This is a genomic window from Providencia sp. PROV174, from assembly GCF_028480685.1.
Lineage (GTDB): Bacteria > Pseudomonadota > Gammaproteobacteria > Enterobacterales > Enterobacteriaceae > Providencia > Providencia rettgeri.
The window spans coordinates 447,234-466,055 of record NZ_JAMPOT010000009.1 but is presented as its reverse complement, the minus strand read 5'-3'; the positions used below and the strand labels follow the sequence as shown (position 1 = coordinate 466,055).

Genomic DNA, 18,822 nt, shown 5'->3' with positions numbered 1-18,822 from the left:
AATTATTAGGTGGCTAATGAAACTGGAAGAGATCCGGTAGCGTGTGGGTTGCTACCGGATAAAAGACAATTAATCCGCGTTATTAAGCATTTGCTTCATTTTTGTCTGCATTTTTGAGCATTTTCCTGACAGGGATAATCAATACTGCCAATACGACGGCACAGATCACCAGTGCAATAGAAACATGGGAGAATAGCTCAGGCATTGAATCCAATTGATCTTTACGGATGTTACCACCCATGATACCTGCGGCAAGGTTACCCAACGCACTTGCACAGAACCATAGGCCCATCACTTGACCACGCATTTTTTGTGGTGCGAGTAAGGTCATTGTTGCTAACCCGATAGGGCTCAAGCACAGTTCTCCTAATGTCAGTAATAAGATACTGCCAACTAGCCAGAAAGGGGAAACGCCACTTTGTGTTGCAAGCACTTGGTTTGCTGCCACCATCATGATAGCAAAGCCACCTGCAGCAAATAAGATACCAATCACGAACTTGGTCATGCTGCTTGGGTTCATATTACGTTTAGCCAGAGAAGGCCAGAACCAGCTAAATACTGGGGCTAACAATATAATGAACAACGCATTGATTGATTGGAACCAAATGGTTGGGATTTCAAAACTGCCCATTTGGCGGTCAGTATAGTCGCGAGCAAAGATATTAAATGAAGTTGGTTTTTGCTCAAAAGCGGACCAGAAGAATGCGGCTGCAATCAGTAAAATTAAGCAAGCCAGTAAGCGAGAACGCTCGCTGCTGTTTAAACCGCCAAGGAAGAACATAAATAAAAAATAGATGCCTACACAGGTCGAGATAACATAAGCAGAGCTTTTCGCGATGATGGAGGCATTAAATGGAATCGTACCATTATCAATCAAGACAACCAATATGGCCAATAATACCATGGCAAAGGTCACCCATTTCCCCACATTTTTGCGCTCAACCGTTGGGCGGTTCCATGTGGAATCAAGGCCAACTTCTTTATCATAGCGGCGCATTTGAGGAATAGCGTAAAAACGGAAAATTAACAGGGCAATCAGCATTCCTAAGCCACCAAGGCCAAAACCTAAATGCCAGCCATATTTTTCATGAAGTGGACCAATAATTAACGGGGCAATAAATGAACCCATGTTAATACCCATATAGAACAGAGAGAAACCGCCATCACGACGTGTATCTTCTTTCTTATACAGCGTTCCTACCATCACAGTAATACAGGTTTTAAATAACCCTGTACCTAATACGATGAGTAATAAACCAACGAAAAAGAAGGTATTTGATAAAAAGGCAGACATTGCGATGGATAAATGGCCAAACGCAATAATTAATGAGCCGTACCAAACCGCGCGGCGCTGGCCTAACCAGTTATCGGCTAACCAACCACCCGGCAACGAAGTGATATAAACCCCACCAGCGAAAATACCGACAATAGCGGAAGCTTGTTCAATGGGTAATTCCATTCCGCCTTGTAATAATGCCGCACTCATAAATAGGATAAGTAACGGTCTAACTCCGTAAAAAGAGAAGCGTTCCCACATTTCTGTGAGGAAAAGCGAACTCAATGGGTATGGATGCCCAAAAAAAGTTTTTGTTTTAGTCGCAGAATTGTTCATCTGTGAACTCCCATAAATACTCTCTTGAGAGGTTGTGCATGATATAAAACACCAAGCCGTGCGCTTGAATGTCAATTGTTATTGATATGTTAACATAAGTATGTGAAACATATTTTTAACATACATTATTATAGAATCACCTATATACAGAATGAATTTATTGTAAAAGGTGTACTTTTAAGGTGAAAAGTCGATATAACTCTCATTTCTCACGATAAGCTAGGGGAAGATACAGGATTTTAGTTGACAATAAAAGAAAGAATTTTGAATCGATTAAGTTATTTAAAATCAATTGGTTGAGGCTTTAAAATTTTAATTTTAAGCAAAGTGAGACAATAAAGCGTATAAATCATCAGGTTTTTGTACAAAAAATAGCAAGGGGTTATTGGTCGGACGGGGAAGCGCGTAGACCATCGGATTGGCGCCTGATAACTAACCATGAATAAATTAAGTTGAAGAGAACCAACGCCGCAGTGAAAAAGAATACGGCTCTGAAACCATAGGTGGCAGCGACAAACGAGCCCATTAATGGCCCTGTCACGTTTCCAACATCGCGTAATGCTTGGTTATAGCTGAAAATACGCCCAGTCACTTGGTGAGAAATATTATAGATAATTAACGTTTGTACCGCAGGTAATAGTGCAGCATTTAGTGCCCCAAGCATAAATCGGAGAAAGCCTAACTCCCAATAACTACTTACCAACCCCATTGGGAATAATACAAAAATAGATGCGCCCAGCACGGCGAGTAAAACTTTTTCAGGGCCTATTCGGTCACTGAGTTTACCTAACATGGGCGCACTGATTAAAGCCGCAACACCGGGAATGGAGGCTATCACGCCACTGACAAAAGCCAAGTTTTCTAGGGAGCTAGATAAGTCACGTACATAGAGTGTGATGACAGGATTGATTGAGCCCATTGCGGCTTGGATGATCATAGTGGTGAAAAAGAGGCTAATGACTAAATTTTTATTACGAAGAGAGGCAAAAACTTGTTTGCTCGTTAATGCATCTTTGCGAGAAACTGGCGTGAAGCGTTCTCTAACATAAAAGAGCGTGACAAAAAAGCAAACAAACAGCACCGTTGCGGTAATAAAAAAGACGGGGCGTAAGCCATACTGGTCAGCAAGAAAACCGCCGATTAATGGGCCAATAAGTGCGCCACTGACCGCACCAGTCGCAAGGACGCCCATAGCCCAGCCGCTTTTTTTCACGGGAATTTGAGTTGCAATCAACGCGTTAGCATTAGGAACAAAGCCACCCAATAAACCTAATATGGCTCTTAAGGCTAATAATTGCCAAATATTCTGCGCAAAGCCGATTAATACCATGACAATCGCCATGCCCAGTGCGGATCGTAATAGCATTAATTTTCGCCCTTTGCGATCGGATAATCGCCCCCAAAATGGAGCGGCAATGGCAGAAAATAAAAAGGTGATACTAAAAACGGCACCAGTCCATAAATTCAACGAAGCATGGTCTTTGACGCCAAGTTCTTCAATATATAACGGGAGAAAAGGCATGATCAGGCTAAAGGCGGCACCTGTTAAAAAACAGCCGAACCACACGACGTATAGGTTACGTTTCCAATACTCTGTTTTTCCCGTCATAATTTTCCCGTCATATTCAGTTCTACAGCGTTGTTAGCTTCATTCAGCTACCCGAGTCACTTTTCCCGTCATATTCAGTTCTACAGCGTTGTTAGCTTCATTCTGCCTATTTAGGGAAAACAGTATGAAAAACAGCAAGAAAAGCATCATAAAAAACAGTTGAAAAATCACGCCATATTTAGAGAAAACAGTATGAAAAACAGCAAGAAAAGCATTATAAAAAACAGTTGAAAAATCATGCCATATTTAGAGAAAACAGTATAAAAAACAGCAAGAAAAACATCATAAAAAGCCGTTGAAAAACTACGCCATAATTTATCTGCTTACGCTAATTATTAATGATGGATTTTGTCTAAATCCCCGTATAACGAAGGTTCCCCTTCAGGGCGTGTTTTAAAACGGCGATGTAGCCACATATATTGTTCTGGCGCCCTGAGGATTTCCTTTTCGATAATTTGGTTCATCATGGTTGCGGTAGCCACATTATCTTCAATTGGGAAATCATCAATGGCAGGTTGAATGATCAATTCATAACCTTTACCGTTAGGTAAACGCCTTGGGGTAAAAGGCACCACTAAAGGGGAAGCCAGGCGTAAAATAATTTGTGAACCGTTGGTCGTGGCGGCATTTTCTACAGCGAATAAAGGAGCAAATGTACTATTGCGTGGGCCGTAATCATGGTCGGGGGCATACCATAAAATTTCCCCATTTTTTAAGTCGCGTACCATGCCTTTCATATCTTTGCGATCCAACATATATTTATTGGAACGCAACCGCCCACGGGTTTGTAACCAATCAAGCAGGTCATTATCATTGGCGCGATACACACCAATACCCGGATTTAACATACCAAAGGCACGAGCACCGATTTCCAAGGTTAAAAAATGAACGCCGAGCGCGATAATCCCTCTGCCGGTTTGGCGAGCTGCAATGGCATTTTCTTCCCCAATGACCTTGACCCAGCGACGAACGCGCCAATCAGGCCAAAACCAAGCCATACCCGTTTCAAATAAGCCCATGCCGACAGATTCAAAGTTTTTGTCGATGCAGCGCTGCCGTTCCTGCTCACTCATCTCTGGAAAGCATAATTGCAAATTTCGCTCTGCGACTTTCACTCGCTTTTTCAAAAAGCGCTTGGAAAATAAACCTAAACGAGTTCCCATCCAATAAATGACAGGGTAAGGCAATAAAACAAGAAGATATAATACGCTAATGCCTAGCCAAGTTAGCCAGTAACGAGGGTGGAGGAACCGTTTTTGAAATTTTGGAGCTAGTATCATTATTATCCGAATATATTAGTCATAAATTAATAAAAAGGCATGATTAAACTATATCAAATTATTCGTTTAAAGCGTTAACTGCCTGCATGGTGCTCATTAACTCAGCTAAGTTGCGAACCGCCATTTTCTCCATGACACGAGACCGATGAACCTCAACGGTGCGCACAGAAACACAGGCTGCCTCCGCAATCTCGCGGTTAATTAAGCCTTGCAACACATAGCCACAGATATCTTTTTCACGAGGGGTGAGCGTCTCATAGCGCTGCTTAATTAAATACCCTTCAGTGGCTTTAGTGGTTTGTGAGCGAGCTTGCTCTAAGGTCTTAGCAAGCTGTTGGCTATCAATGGGTTTTTGTAGAAAATCAACGGCACCCAGTTTCACTTGTTCTACCGCCATCGGGATATCCCCATGGCCAGACAAAAAGATCACGGCTAATGTGCTGTGTTGCTCTCTAAGGTATTGGTGAACTTGCCGACCATCTAATTTAGGCATGCGCATATCCAATAACACCACGCCTTCTTGGTGTAATGCCGCATTTTGGATAAATGCTTCACTGTCATTCCAAACGGTAACGCTATAGCCCAATGTTTCGAGTAAGAATTGGCAGGCATCCGTCACATCGGGGTCATCATCCACGAGATGGATCACTGGCATACATATACCTCGTCGTGTAGAGGGTGACAAAATAGAGTGCTTTATGTAATGAGTATTGATTATCGTAATAAAGCCATTGTCACATATAGTTAATGTGAATGTTATCAATTACGTGGCAAAACATGCTCAATCCACGATTTTATTGTGATAATTGAAAATGAGAGTGACCATTAGGCCATGTAACCCATCATCACTCAGGTTATTTTCGATACGAATATCGCCACCTTGGCTTTGGATCAAACGCTGGCAAATCACTAAGCCTAACCCTAAACCTTCTTTTTTAGTCGTAGCAAATGGGGTGATCCCTTGCTCTAATTGACCCGCAGGCATACCTCCGGCATTGTCTTGCAAGACAAGTAAAAAATGCTGTTGTGAAAAATGGAACTCGAAATGCAGTAGGGTTGCCCCTGCTTGTAAACTGTTGCTGATTAAATTGGAAAGTAATTGTTCAAGTAACGTATCAGGCAACATCAGGGAGATGTCAGGCGTTTCAGGTAAAATTAACCTTGAATCGGGGTAGTGTTGATCTGCACGCAATAATTGCCAAATATGATTAATGGCCTGTTTAACTGATTGTTGGCTCAAGGTGACTGCCGGGTCAAGACTTGGTTTACCCGCCCAGAGGCGTAAATTACGAATGATATCGGCTCCACGTTGAGCTTGGTCGTCGATTTTCGTTAATGCGTTAATTAATGGGTGGCTTTCAGACTCTTTAGTCAGGCGTAGAATACACCCTTGGGCATAGTGGCGGATTGCAGACAGGGGTTGATTCAATTCATGAGCAAATCCAGAAGCCATTTCCCCCAAAATATTTAACCGCTGCGCCTTTTGTAAATTGGCTTCTTGTTCTCGTAAGCGGTTATGCGCTTCTTCTAATTGGCGGCTACGGCGCCTAACCAAAAAGGCAATCCAAACATGATTAACGCCAAGTAACACAAAAAATAACGCAACAAGGCTAAGGGTGATTTGGTTTTGAATGGTCCAACTGACGATATCTTGCCAGATTTGGCGCTGTTGCGGGTGTTGATTAACGTCCCTGAGCAAAGTTTCAACTTGAGTCACCGAGGCCGGAGCTCCCCAACGCATGGCGGCTTTATCGGTTGATAATAATGTTTTGGTGACTTTGTCGACTAAATTGTCCGGCACTTCACTTAAGGCAGCAAAAGACCAGTTTGGATACAGTTCTGTGCTAGTTAAACAAGACAGAGAGCTTGGATGTTGAATTAGTGGACGAAATTGTGTTTTATCAATCAGCCCTTCACTATGCATATTTTCTAATAAACAGACAGGAACAATTGCTGCAGATAATGAATCATCACGCAGTGCATATAATAATGCATCAGCAGGAAAGCCTAAAAATTGCATCTTAAAGTCTTTAGCCGCATCGTAGCCCATATCCCTTAATACTTTGTAACCTAATAAATAGCCACCAAAAGCATCCGGCGAGATAGCGCCGACTTTTTTGCCAATCAAGTTTTTAACTTCTGAAATATCACTGTCTTTGCGAACTAATATTAAGCTGCCAATAACATTACGTGTCGTGCTGTTAGGCTCCACATCAGAACGAAGGGAGAGCAACCAACGTAAATGATAGCGGTTATCTAACTGAATAAATTGGGCCGGATTCGTCAGCAAAAAATCAATCTTACGGTTGGAAATTGCTTCTTTCATTTCATCTAAATTGAGTGGTTGTAACGTAAAACGCTCCCCAGGAATAGACTCATTGAGAGTGTCAATAAGTGGTTGCCAATGAGATTGGGTGGAACTCGGCCCGCGCAAGGCTAATACCCCGATAGTCCATTGTGCCGAAATTGCAGGCAAAGAGCACGTCAGTAGCATGATTAATAGTATGTGATACAACGGCCTAGGCGATTTTTTTAACATATTTGAGTTATTCGTTGCGTTAGATCAATTTAGCTACGGGTATGTGGTAAACCACAATAGGGCGACGGCTCCACACTTCTTACAATGGCACTACACGTTTTATCAAGATAACTCATTTGGTTTAAAGAGAAATAACAATTCCACGGGTTATCTTAACGAGACTGTACCCATTGTCAATAACGCATGTAATACAAATAACATATTGATTAATAACTTTTATTTTCGCATTAGCAATGTCAGTACTGGAGCCAATTATGGATCTGAGTAAACGAAAATTTCTACAACAAATTGGGGCAGTGACTGCGGGAGCTTCGTTAATTCCTATCGCAGAAGCTGGGCTCAGTTTTTCCCCGACACGCCGAGAAGGCAACCCAGAAAAACGTTATGGAATGTTGATTGATTTGCGCCGTTGTATTGGTTGCCAATCTTGCACAGTAAGTTGCTCGGTTGAAAACCAAACCCCACAAGGTCAATTTAGAACGACAGTGAATCAATATCAAGTTGCAGTGAAAGGCGAAGAAGGTTTCACCAACGTATTATTACCTCGTCTATGTAACCACTGCGATAACCCACCTTGCGTACCCGTATGCCCAGTTCAAGCGACTTTCCAACGTGAAGACGGCATTGTTGTCGTTGATAACGAACGCTGTGTTGGGTGTGCTTACTGCGTACAAGCGTGCCCATACGATGCGCGTTTTATCAACCACTCTACGCAAACTGCGGATAAATGCACATTCTGCGCTCATCGCTTAGAAGTGGGTTTATTGCCAGCTTGTGTTGAATCTTGTGTGGGTGGCGCGCGTATTATTGGGGATTTAAAAGACCCGAACAGTACTATTCGTAAAATACTGACAGAGCACGAAGCTGAAATCAAAGTCCTCAAACCTGAAAGTGGCACATTACCACAAGTTTTCTATATCGGTTTAGATGACGCATTCGTGCAGCCGCTACAAGGCAAAGGGCAGCCCGCATTATGGCAGGAGGTGTTCTGATGAATGACCAAGTAACGTATATTTCAGAAGTCATGGCTCAGCCACAAGAATTCTTTTGGCTTCCTTGGGCGGTACAATATTTCTTCTTCATAGGGATTGCTGCTTGCGCGGTACTGTATGCTTGTTATCTTCATTGGAGAAATAAACCAGAAAACAGTCGCTTAGAGATGATTTCGGTATTTATTGCTATCACGATGGGCATTACCGCTCCATTAGCATTAACTGCGGATTTACACCAAACCGCAAGGGTATGGCATTTCTACGCGCATCCAACAATGTGGTCTTGGATGTGGTGGGGGTCTGTGTTACTGCCATTATTCACTACATTTATTGGTTTATATTTTGTCGCATTAGTGGTGAAACTGATTTGGAAAAAAGAGTTTAAAGCAACGCGTTGGGTGGCTTTGTTGGCTGCACTTTCAGCGATAGGATTATTGTTATATACCGGTCGTGAAGCTTCAGTATTAAATGCACGTCCAATTTGGTATAGCTGGTGGGTACCAGTATTGATGTTCCTCAGTGCGTTACAAGTATTACCTGCATTGATTAGCTTAGGGGCACGCCGTGAACCTCAATATCAAAATCGCTTAGCTCGCTTTCAAGTTGTGACATTATTGCTGTTCGCCGTTTGTTTTGCGCTATGGCTCTCAGGTGATACCACCTCAGGTATTGCAGTACGCCAACAGTTAGATACAGCAAGCCCAGGATGGTGGATGCTAATGGGGGTTTGCGCATTGTGGTTAATCACTTTTGCGATGTCCGTCAGTAATTTAAAAGCGATTCGCTCGGTTGCATATATCACTATTTTAGCTTTAATTTCAATGGCTTTTGCTTGGACGATACGTTGGATTTTTCTGATGGAAGTTCAAGCGGTACCAAAATATAACATTATCGCTAACCCATACCATTTCCCATTGGGAACAGACGGATTACTGGCTATTGTCGGCACATTCGGTTTATGGATTGCATTAACAATTATTGTTCGTGAAGGTGTTCGCTGGTTTGCGAGGAGAGTGCAACATGGCTAAATTCTCAAGACGTCAATGGCTTAAAGGTGGTTTGGTTGTCGGTGGTATCGCATTATTTGGTGCAAGCTACCGTGATGTTGCCAAACGTGCAGTCGATGGTCTGGTTAATGGTACGTCAGGTAAAGTCACTCTTGATAGGCTCAATGGTAACTCTTTACGTCCTGAAGGACAGGCACTGAAAGGTTGGCAAGAAAACCCAGAACAAGTGGTTGCGATGACGCAATGTTTTGGTTGTTGGACTCAGTGTGGTATTCGTGCTCGCGTTGATACAGCGAAAAATGAAGTATTGCGTATCGCGGGGAACCCTTATCATCCACTGTCCCATGAAGAGCATTTTCCTTATGGCATGCCGCTGAAAACGGCATTTAACAAAATGAGTGGAGAATCAGGCCTTGAACACCGTTCGACTGCCTGTGCTCGTGGTGCAACGTTAATGGAAGGCTTAACAAGCCCATTGCGTATTCTCGAACCGATGAAACGTGTTGGTAAGCGCGGCGAAGGTAAATGGGAGCGCATCAGTTTTGAACAACTGATTAAAGAAGTGGTTGAGGGAGGGGACTTATTTGGTGAAGGCCATGTCGATGGTTTACGTGCTATTCGCGATTTAGAAACGCCTTTAGACCCATCACAACCAAAACTGGGACCAAAAGCCAACCAGTTATTAGTGACCAACGCAGGTGACGACGGCCGTGATGGTTTTATCCGTCGCTTTGCACAAAATGCCTTTGGTAGTAAAAACTTTGGTGCTCACGGTTCGTATTGTGGATTGGCTTATCGTGCCGGTTCCGGTGCATTGATGGATGATTTGGACAAAAACGCCCACGTCAAACCCGATTGGGATAACGTACGCTTTGCGCTGTTTTTGGGAACGTCTCCCGCGCAATCCGGTAACCCATTTAAGCGCCAAGGTCGTCAATTAGCGACAGCGCGTTTACGTGATTCATTTAACTATGTGGTGGTTTCACCTGCATTACCATTAACAACGACTTTAGCAAATGACCACGGCCACTGGGTCCCAGTACAGCCGGGTACTGACGCTGCGTTAGTGATGGGGATGATCCGTTGGATCATTGCAAATGAGCGTTACAATGCCAAATACCTCAGTGTGCCAAGTGAAAAATCCATGGAAGCGATGGGGGAGAAAAGCTGGACTAACTCAACACATTTAGTCATTACGGATGATAACCACCCATTAGCAGGCAAATTGTTAATTTCTTCTTATATCACAGGAGAAGGTGACGATGAGAAAGCCTATTTAGTGCAAGATGCTGCGGGTGAATTAAAATTGGCTGATGAAGCCCTTACGGCTGAGCTATTTGTGACACGCCAAGTGACTTTGCACGATGGCAGTGAAGTGACGGTTAAATCTAGCTTCCAGTGCCTTAAAGAAGCCGCAAATCGCATGACTTTGGAAGAATACAGCCAGCGCTGTCATGTCCCAGTAAAAACTATTGAATCGCTGGGTAAAGCATTGACTTCTTATGATAGAAAAGCCGCAGTTATTTCCCATGGCGGTATGATGGGCGGTAATGGTTTCTACACTGCATGGTCAGTTATCATGCTTAACGCATTGATTGGTAACTTAAACTTGAAAGGCGGTGTTTCTGTTGGTGGTGGTAAATTCAACGGGGAAAACGATGGGCCGCGTTACAAAATTGCCAGCTATAAAGGTAAAGTGAAACCTAAAGGTGTGGTGTTATCACGTAGCAATGAAGTGTATGAAAAATCAGATGAATTCAAAGCGCGTCAGGCAGCAGGTGAGAACCCATATCCCGCAAAAGCCCCTTGGTACCCGTTTGCCAAAGGCCAACTAACCGAACAGTTAGCATCCGCCTTGATGGGGTATCCTTATGCACTGAAAGCGTGGATCACCAATATGACTAACCCTGTATATGGTATTGCAGGTATTCGTCAGGTGATGGAAGAAAAACTGAAAGACCCTAAACACTTACCGTTGATTATAGGTATTGATGCCTTTATGAATGAAACAACGGCATTGGCAGATTACATAGTGCCGGATACCCATAATTTCGAAAGTTGGGGTTTCAGTGCACCATGGTCTGGTGTGCAGGTCAAAGCCAGTACGGCACGTTGGCCGATTGTTGAGTCACGCACAGCTAAAACAGCGGATGGCCAGCCAGTTTCGATGGAAAGTTTCTGTATCGCTGTAGCAAAAGAACTTAATTTACCGGGCTTTGGTGATAACGTGATTGAAGATATGGATGGCAACATGCATTCACTTAATACAGCGGAAGATTATTACCTAAGAGTTGCTGCAAATATGGCATGGTTAGGGGAAAAACCAGTTCCTGAAGCCGCAACAGAAGATATTCAAATCAGTGGCGTGGAGCGCATTTTACCAGCGATTACGCGTACGTTAAAACCAGAAGAAGTTCGTCGCGTTGCCTATATTTTCACACGAGGAGGCCGTTTTGCTCCGTATGAAAAAGCATGGGATGGCGATGCAACAGGCCCTCAATGGAAAAAAGGCTTACAAATTTGGAACCCAACAGTGGCAATTAATCGACACGCCATAACGGGTGAGCGTTATAGTGGTTGCCCTACCTACTATCCACCACGTATGGCAAATGGCGATGATGTGAATACGGTATTCCCAGAACAAGAGTGGCCGTTGAAACTGATGTCATTTAAATCCCATGTCATGAGTAGTTCAACGACAGTCATTGAACGTCTACGCCATGTGAAACCAACGAATCTTGTTGCTCTGCATCCCGATGACGCAGCGAAAATGGGGGTCAAACATGGCGATTGGATCCGGATCACCACACCGGGTGGCCATGCTGAAGCCCAAGTGAGTGTTCTTGATGGTGTCATGCCAGGGGTACTCGCGATTGAGCATGGTTATGGGCACACCGAAATGGGGGCAAAACAGCATTATCTGGATGGCCAACCAATGCCAATGAATGCGGCAAATGGTTCAGGAATTAACTTAAATGACCTTGGGTTTGCTGACCCAACACGTGAAGTCGCCAACACGTGGTTAGACTGGGTTTCGGGGGCATCGGTGCGCCAAGGCTTACCTGCTCGCATTGAGTTAATTGGTTAAACGAAGTAATAAGGATGGTTAGTGATGGGGACCTGCATAGCTTCATTATTAACCATCTGGTTGTTGGCAATAAGTAGTAAGCAGTTGACATTGCGCATAAAACGGTGTGCTACCACACCGTGACTTCGGCAAATGCCTGGGAGGGGGAGCCCTCCCTTTTTTAATGGTTTATCGCAACAGTGGGGAAACCGATTGTTCCAAACCGATGCTTTGAAGCATCAAAACGCCCATCAAAATAAATAAAATACCCGCCAAAATTTTTAGTGAGATTGCCCAATAAGGGGAAAATGATTTTCCTTTTAATTGTGATACGCGAACCGCATTATCACGCATTAAATGAACAAAAATGGCAATTAAACAAATGGTTAATGCAGTACCCATTGCCATCGCTAAGGCAGCGATAACCCCCCATGTATATACCTCTATTACATAAGAAAACAGCAATACGAGAATTGCCCCAGAACAAGGGCGAATCCCCATCGATAGGATAATCAATAGTTTACTTTTAAAACTGGATTGCAATTGATGAGACTGAATAACGTGTTGGTGGCTACAACCACAGTTATCCGAGTGGCTATGGGCTTTTGTTTTAATTATTGCTTTCGTTGAAGAATTCAATGGCTGAATGCTTTTTATCGTGAGTGGGGCTAAGTATTTTGATTTGCGGATTAACCAGCCACGACGTAATGCGCTGAGACATAAATAGCCACCCAGCAAAATAACAAATAGATAACTGATTTGCTCTGCATATAAACTGGCTTGGTTGAGATGCTTAGTAGAGAGTTGGAATAGGATCAAGACTAAGGAAACTAAAGTAATCGCAACAAGCCCTTGTAAGAGTGATGCTAGTAAGCTAATGATAACACTCTGTTTTAAATGAGTCGCTTGGGTGGCAATATATGTAGTGATAATTAATTTGCCATGTCCTGGTCCAAGGGCATGCAAAAAACCATAAGCAAAACTGGCAATCACCAGTAATCCACCTGCATACCATGGGCGAGAGGTGGTTTCTTGCAATAGGTAAGATAACCCTTGGTTTAACTGTTTTTGCCAAGCTAGGCTAAGTTGTAACCATGATCCCCAGTGGATGTAGAGCTGCCAAGTGACATAGGTAATAAGTCCCACAAACAGCGCAGTAATTATTAATTTTTGCGTACGTAAAGGTATTATGGACATTGTATATCAACCCGTTGTGCAAACTGTTTGCCAAGTGCCAAATCCTCTTCTGGATCATCACTTTTGTCTAAAGAGAAAGCGTAGGCGCGCATTGAATCGGTCACATTTGCTTCTTGTAGTTCCATCTGGCAATTAGCAGCAATATCCAACGGTAGGTTAACTTGTTGTTTATTTTGGTAAGTCATACTGACATAGAAAGTTGGGTCGTAAGTTTGAATTTCCACATGGGAACCTGCTATAGGCAGGGGTTGCATAAATGAAGCGGTAAAGAAGAAAACTAAAGAAAAGCCATCTTTTTCTAAATGGTAGCTATCTGGAATGCGTTTAAAACTCACTTTCTTCCCCTGATAATAAAAATCAGTGAAATAATCTTGCACCAACACATTTGCCATAATAATAGCTTCTTGCTGTTTCCAACGAGGGTCATCCGGTTTAATGCCTTTTAATTCATAGGCGATATCCGCTGATGTCATTGGGTCCATTTTCCAAACATAGCTAATCCCTGTGTATTTATCTTGTTTAGTTTCAAGGGAAATTTGCATCTCAATAAAACTGTGAGGGTGTGCCGCTACCAGCGGAGCAACTATAAACAGAAATAAAAAATAGAAAGGAAAAAATCGCATCATTCAGTCAGTTAAATTGGCTTATAAAACAAATGTTATAACATAACGAACTGCAAACTAAAAAGAAAAATATTCTGAGAGGATTAAAATTAAGAAATAGGGAGCATTGTAAAACAATAAATGTCGGTCAGATTTTGTGGCTGACCCAGCCATAAGTTTTTCTATGGTCTACTAGAAAATATAATCATTTGTTAACTTGGTAAAAAAAAATATAATTATCCTAATTAGAATAAATACAAATAAATCAATTCTTTAAATTAATCTGGAACAATATTAGTAAAAGAACTGAGCTAATTATTTTCTTTTATATATCTTAATGAATAAGGTTTTCTATGAATTTACGATTTAAAACGCTCACTGCATTAGTGTTAAGTATTCCGCTGGTATCTTCTGCTTTTGCTTTGAATTTAGATGAACAAGTCAAATTGTACGAAAAAGAAGGTTGGAAAGTAGGTTTATCAGTTCTATTTTCAGACAACAGAACTATTTCGATAAATGGAGATAAGCGTTTCCCTTTAGATAGCACTGTTAAGTCTATTGCCTGTGCTAATGTTCTAGCAAAAGTGGATGCAAAAAAGATTTCATTAAACCATTCGATGCTGGTTACTAAAGAAAATATGGTGACCTATTCCCCAGTTGCTCAGGGTTATTTAAACAAATCCTTCACACTGGAGCAGGCTTGTCAGGCTGCAAATGAATATAGCGATAATACAGCTGCAAACTTTGCTATTTTGTCAGGAGGAGGCCCTGAGGGACTGACCGCATTTATGAGGTCCATAGGTGATACGGCGACTCGCTCTGATCGGTATGAACCAGAACTCACCATTAATCCTGAGAATGATCTGCGCGATACGACAACGCCAGATGCGATGAGTCGTAGTTTAAAAGAAATTTTGACGGGAGAAGTACTAACTCAAGCATCAAGAAACCAATTAAAGGAATGGATGATCAATAATAAGGTGGCTGACAATATGCTAAGAGCTTCTCTTCCTAAGGGGTGGAAAATTGCGGATAGATCGGGAGCAAGTGAATATGGTGTCAGAGGGATAACATCTATGGTGTGGTCAAATAATCATGAACCCGTATTCATCAGCATTTATGTCAGAAAAGAGGGTTCTTCTTTGGATGAGCGTTCGGAAGTGATCCGTATCCTAGGCTCGCATATATTCAATGAATACCTCAATAATTAATCTCCATGTTTGATCAACTAAAATGATTCATTGTTAAAATAAATCAATACAGTAAGACATCGAAAATAATAGCCAATAAAAACCCCTTAACATTAGGGGTTTTTTATTAACAAAATAACAGCGATAATATTGATAATGGTCGAGAGTGGACACTTCGTGAACACTACATGATTTTAAGCTTTAAATATTAACTAGTTATAAAGGAAAGAGAACACCATGCCAGTGTTACATAACCAAATCTCAAATAAAATCTTAAAAGAGCGCATGTTGGCTGAGGTCGAGCCGCGCACCACTATCTCTTTTTACAAGTATTTTAATATCCAAGACCCAAACGAATTTCGTAATCAATGGTACCAACAATTTAAAGCATTGAGTGTTTTTGGGCGCGTTTATATTGCCAAAGAAGGTATTAATGCACAAATCAGTGTGCCTGAATCCAATGTGAGCGCATTACGCGAACTCATTTATGCAACAGACCCCGCATTAGAAAACCTACGTTTAAATATTGCGATTGATGATGACGGTAAATCATTCTGGGTGCTACGCATGAAAGTGCGTGAGCGTGTAGTCGCTGATGGTATTGATGACGAAACATTTAACCCAGCAAATACGGGTCAATATCTAAAAGCGCATGAAGTGAATGATATGATTGATGACCCAAATACTGTTTTCGTTGATATGCGAAATCATTATGAGTATGAAGTGGGGCGTTTTGATAATGCGATTGAAATACCATCAGATACATTTAGAGAGCAACTGCCAATGGCGGTTGAAATGCTGCAAGAGCAAAAAGACAAAAATGTTGTGATGTATTGTACTGGTGGGATCCGTTGTGAAAAAGCCAGTGCTTATATGCTGCATAATGGTTTTAAAAATGTCTACCATGTTGAAGGTGGGATTATTGAATACGCACGTAAGGCGAAGGAGCAAGGCCTGCCTTTACGGTTTAAAGGGAAAAACTTTGTTTTTGACAACCGTATGGGTGAGCGTATTACAGAGGATACATTAGCACAATGCCACCAATGTGGCGTACCTTGTGATGCACACACCAATTGCGCTAATGATGGTTGCCACTTACTGTTTATCCAATGCCCTAGCTGTGCAGAAAAATATGAAGGCTGCTGCAGTTCGTCTTGTACACAAGAAATGAAACTTCCTGAGCAAGAGCAACGTGCACGACGTGCAGGCCGTGAGGTCAGTAATAAAATCTTTAATAAATCACGCCACCGTTTATCCGATGGGTTATTAAATAAAGATAACTAGTCATTAATGTGACCTATAATAAGAAAGCCCTGAAATTAGGGCTTTTTTTTAATATAAATATTTAAATACATTATATATAAAAAATAACTCTATTCTGTTTTTGACGAAAACTTTAGAGGTAATATGCCTTTTTTGTGAATAAACAGTGCTATTGCTAATTCCTAGTTTTCGAGAAATAATATGATTAGGTGTTTCATTCATCCAGTTGTTAATAATATTTTGTTCTTTAATTGTGAAAATAGATGACTCAATGTTATTAGCAAGCTTGGTGATTTTCTCTATTTGTTCATAGTCACGAATAACCTTATCAAGTGTTTGAATAATAATATCTTTTGATAGGATGAAATAATTATCCTTTAATAACAATGGATTGTTTGTCTGTGGATACGGGGCATTAATATAAATATAAAATCGTATATTATTGGTATTGCTTAATAATTTCTGTAGCGTAGGGCAGTAATTAGAATAATTACAATAATACGTTAAATTCACTAGTATAATGCTTGGTGTGTTTATATTTATAAAACCAATGGCTTCTTTTATACATCCTGTACTAATAAATTCGAGTTTTTTATTTTTGGATAAATATTCTGTAATACCAAGACGTGTATAATAACATTCATCAATAACTAATATTCGCATTGGAACATCCTTGTTCAAGAAGATGCCTTACAATAAATTGGAATTGATAGTGAAGTCAACCAAGGATTAATAAAAACAATAAATAGTGTTCTTATTTTAAATTGCGAATTAGTAATTAATTGATAAGGTAATTATATAAATATATATAATTACCTGTATGGATGAATAAATTAAATGGATATTAGTGATCCTAATATCCATTTATTTCCCTAGTGTGTTTTAAAACCAAGCTCAACATATTCCCCTGATTCTATCTTGTCTACACCTGCTTGAAGAATATGAATGAGTTGTTTAGCCACATCAGTTGTTAGCCACATTGTTTTATCCACAATAGCGTCACCTGTGTGTTTATCTTGCTCGGGGAGGTAGTGCAAACGCAACATCATAGCGTCGTAATCATCGACTGTACTGATGTCCCAGCCAACTACTGGGTGGGTTTGAATGACATCATTTTTTTTATTCATATAAACCTCCTAATCAAACATCGTGATAAATAATAAATATCTATAACTGACTAAGAGCAATGACCTCGTGATGAGTCCACTTTTAGTATAAGGAGATTTTGCTAATAAGAAAGTAAATAAAACATTTTTTTTGTTTAAATGGCAGAAAATGCATAAAACGGATAATAAAGATTGCAAAAATAGAATGGGAAGTATTTTGAACTTCCCATGGGTGTTAAACTACTGGCTCTGAGAGACTGTCCAGCGTGCATCTTCCCCTGCTAAGAAAGGCACTAATTTATCATTGCAGCAGTCAATGGATTCACAAATAATATTTTGTTCTTTAGTTAGCGTAATTGTCCCTTCATTCACAGGTAAGTTATAGAATTTAGGACCATTTAGGGAACAAAAAGCTTCGAAATGCGCCAAAGCACCAAGCTCTTCAAAAACACTCGCGTAAGCCGCTAATGCGGTGGGAGCATTAAAGACCCCAGCACAACCACAGGAAGACTCTTTACGTGATTGTATATGTGGTGCGGTGTCGGTACCAAGGAAAAAACGGTCACAACCTGAAGCAACCGCTGCACGCAATGCTTCTTGGTGCACATTACGCTTCAAAATAGGTAAGCAAAATAAATGCGGCCTTATGCCACCAACTAACATATGGTTACGATTAAACATCAAATGTTGAGGTGTTAACGTTGCAGCTGTAAATTCATTTGCTTCTTGGACATATTGAGCCGCTTCTTTGGTGGTGATGTGTTCAAAAACAACTTTTAGTTTTGGAAACTGTGCCCGTAGTGGCAACATAACTTGCTCAATAAATAAGGCTTCTCGGTCAAAAATATCGATATGACTTGCGGTGACTTCACCATGGATAAGCAGTGGCATTCCTGCTTGTTCCATCGCAGCTAATACGGGGTAAATCTTTTTAATATCGGATACGCCGTGGCTAGAGTTAGTTGTTGCATTGGCCGGGTAGAGTTTACAGGCAGTAAATACCCCCTCGTTAAAGCCACGAACGACTTCAGCAGGATCTGTGCTATCAGTAAGGTAGCAGGTCATTAAAGGGGTAAATTGATGTCCTTGTGGAACCGCTTTTAGAATACGCTCGCGGTAAGCTTTTGCGGCTTCAATCGTTGTGACTGGTGGCACTAAATTCGGCATGACAATCGCGCGGCCAAAGAATTCACTGGTATAGGGAACGACCGTTTTTAACATATCATCATCGCGAAAATGAACATGCCAATCATCAGGGCGGCGGATCGTTAGGGTAGTTACAGTTGTCATTAAACCGGCTCCATAGGGGAAGAGTGAATGATGAGCGAGTGCTCAAGCCGGAATAGAATGATAAAGGT

General features: G+C 41.4%; 15 protein-coding genes. 5 read left to right on the top strand and 10 right to left on the bottom strand.

The window, feature by feature from the left end:
• Positions 1-82 precede the first annotated feature (82 nt).
• The 5 genes from PSE60_RS09610 to ttrS all read right to left on the bottom strand — a co-directional run bounded on the left by PSE60_RS09610 (position 83) and on the right by ttrS (position 7,040).
• Positions 83-1,612 (bottom strand): peptide MFS transporter, encoded by a 1,530-nt coding sequence (locus PSE60_RS09610; RefSeq protein ID WP_272665267.1) that lies wholly within the window; start codon positions 1,610-1,612, stop codon positions 83-85.
• Positions 1,613-1,994: 382 nt separating this feature from the next.
• Positions 1,995-3,221, bottom strand: coding sequence for a multidrug efflux MFS transporter MdtG (gene mdtG, locus PSE60_RS09605; protein ID WP_210835160.1), 1,227 nt, complete (start codon positions 3,219-3,221; stop codon positions 1,995-1,997).
• A 335-nt stretch (positions 3,222-3,556) separates the two neighbouring features.
• Positions 3,557-4,501: a Kdo(2)-lipid IV(A) acyltransferase gene (locus PSE60_RS09600; RefSeq protein WP_272665266.1), complete on the bottom strand. Its 945-nt coding sequence runs from the start codon at positions 4,499-4,501 to the stop codon at positions 3,557-3,559.
• Positions 4,502-4,559: 58 nt separating this feature from the next.
• Positions 4,560-5,156, bottom strand: a complete 597-nt coding sequence (gene ttrR / locus PSE60_RS09595) for a tetrathionate respiration response regulator TtrR (RefSeq protein ID WP_109911086.1) — start codon at positions 5,154-5,156, stop codon at positions 4,560-4,562.
• A 126-nt stretch (positions 5,157-5,282) separates the two neighbouring features.
• Positions 5,283-7,040, bottom strand: a complete 1,758-nt coding sequence (ttrS, locus tag PSE60_RS09590; protein WP_272665265.1) for a tetrathionate respiration histidine kinase TtrS — start codon at positions 7,038-7,040, stop codon at positions 5,283-5,285.
• 254 nt (positions 7,041-7,294) lie between these two features.
• Between ttrS and ttrB the strand changes: the two genes are divergently transcribed.
• From ttrB to ttrA, 3 genes are read left to right on the top strand one after another with little or no spacing between them, the layout of a single operon-like run.
• Positions 7,295-8,032, top strand: coding sequence for a tetrathionate reductase subunit TtrB (gene ttrB, locus PSE60_RS09585; RefSeq protein ID WP_272665264.1), 738 nt, complete (start codon positions 7,295-7,297; stop codon positions 8,030-8,032).
• Positions 8,014-9,060, top strand: a complete 1,047-nt coding sequence (gene ttrC / locus PSE60_RS09580; protein WP_442959769.1) for a tetrathionate reductase subunit TtrC — start codon at positions 8,014-8,016, stop codon at positions 9,058-9,060. The genes ttrB and ttrC overlap by 19 nt, the downstream gene beginning before the upstream one ends.
• Complete coding sequence (ttrA, locus tag PSE60_RS09575) at positions 9,053-12,127, top strand: tetrathionate reductase subunit TtrA (RefSeq protein WP_272665262.1); 3,075 nt, start codon at positions 9,053-9,055, stop codon at positions 12,125-12,127. The genes ttrC and ttrA overlap by 8 nt, the downstream gene beginning before the upstream one ends.
• A 168-nt stretch (positions 12,128-12,295) precedes the next feature.
• Here the strand turns inward: ttrA and PSE60_RS09570 are convergent, their stop codons facing one another.
• A complete protein-coding gene (locus tag PSE60_RS09570; protein ID WP_272665261.1) occupies positions 12,296-13,303 on the bottom strand; it encodes a nickel/cobalt transporter in 1,008 nt (335 codons plus the stop codon).
• The gene (locus tag PSE60_RS09565; protein WP_272665260.1) at positions 13,294-13,845 is read right to left on the bottom strand and encodes a DUF1007 family protein; all 552 of its coding nucleotides are present in this window, start codon (positions 13,843-13,845) and stop codon (positions 13,294-13,296) included. Before PSE60_RS09565 ends, PSE60_RS09570 begins: the two co-directional genes overlap by 10 nt.
• Before the next feature lie 413 nt (positions 13,846-14,258).
• On the opposite strand from PSE60_RS09565, the gene bla reads away from it, so the two are divergent.
• Together bla and trhO are read left to right on the top strand one after the other, a co-directional pair.
• Positions 14,259-15,116: a class A beta-lactamase gene (gene bla, locus PSE60_RS09560; protein ID WP_272665259.1), complete on the top strand. Its 858-nt coding sequence runs from the start codon at positions 14,259-14,261 to the stop codon at positions 15,114-15,116.
• A gap of 216 nt (positions 15,117-15,332) precedes the next feature.
• Positions 15,333-16,379: an oxygen-dependent tRNA uridine(34) hydroxylase TrhO gene (trhO, locus tag PSE60_RS09555; protein ID WP_272665258.1), complete on the top strand. Its 1,047-nt coding sequence runs from the start codon at positions 15,333-15,335 to the stop codon at positions 16,377-16,379.
• Between the two features lie 48 nt (positions 16,380-16,427).
• Here trhO and PSE60_RS09550 read toward each other — a convergent pair whose 3' ends face one another.
• The 3 genes from PSE60_RS09550 to pyrC form a co-directional block, all read right to left on the bottom strand.
• Positions 16,428-17,021 (bottom strand): LuxR C-terminal-related transcriptional regulator, encoded by a 594-nt coding sequence (locus PSE60_RS09550; RefSeq protein ID WP_272665257.1) that lies wholly within the window; start codon positions 17,019-17,021, stop codon positions 16,428-16,430.
• 209 nt (positions 17,022-17,230) lie between these two features.
• Positions 17,231-17,485 (bottom strand): biofilm formation regulator BssS, encoded by a 255-nt coding sequence (bssS, locus tag PSE60_RS09545; protein ID WP_004909784.1) that lies wholly within the window; start codon positions 17,483-17,485, stop codon positions 17,231-17,233.
• Positions 17,486-17,704: 219 nt separating this feature from the next.
• Positions 17,705-18,754: a dihydroorotase gene (gene pyrC / locus PSE60_RS09540; RefSeq protein WP_272665255.1), complete on the bottom strand. Its 1,050-nt coding sequence runs from the start codon at positions 18,752-18,754 to the stop codon at positions 17,705-17,707.
• Between the last annotated feature and the right edge of the window lie 68 nt (positions 18,755-18,822).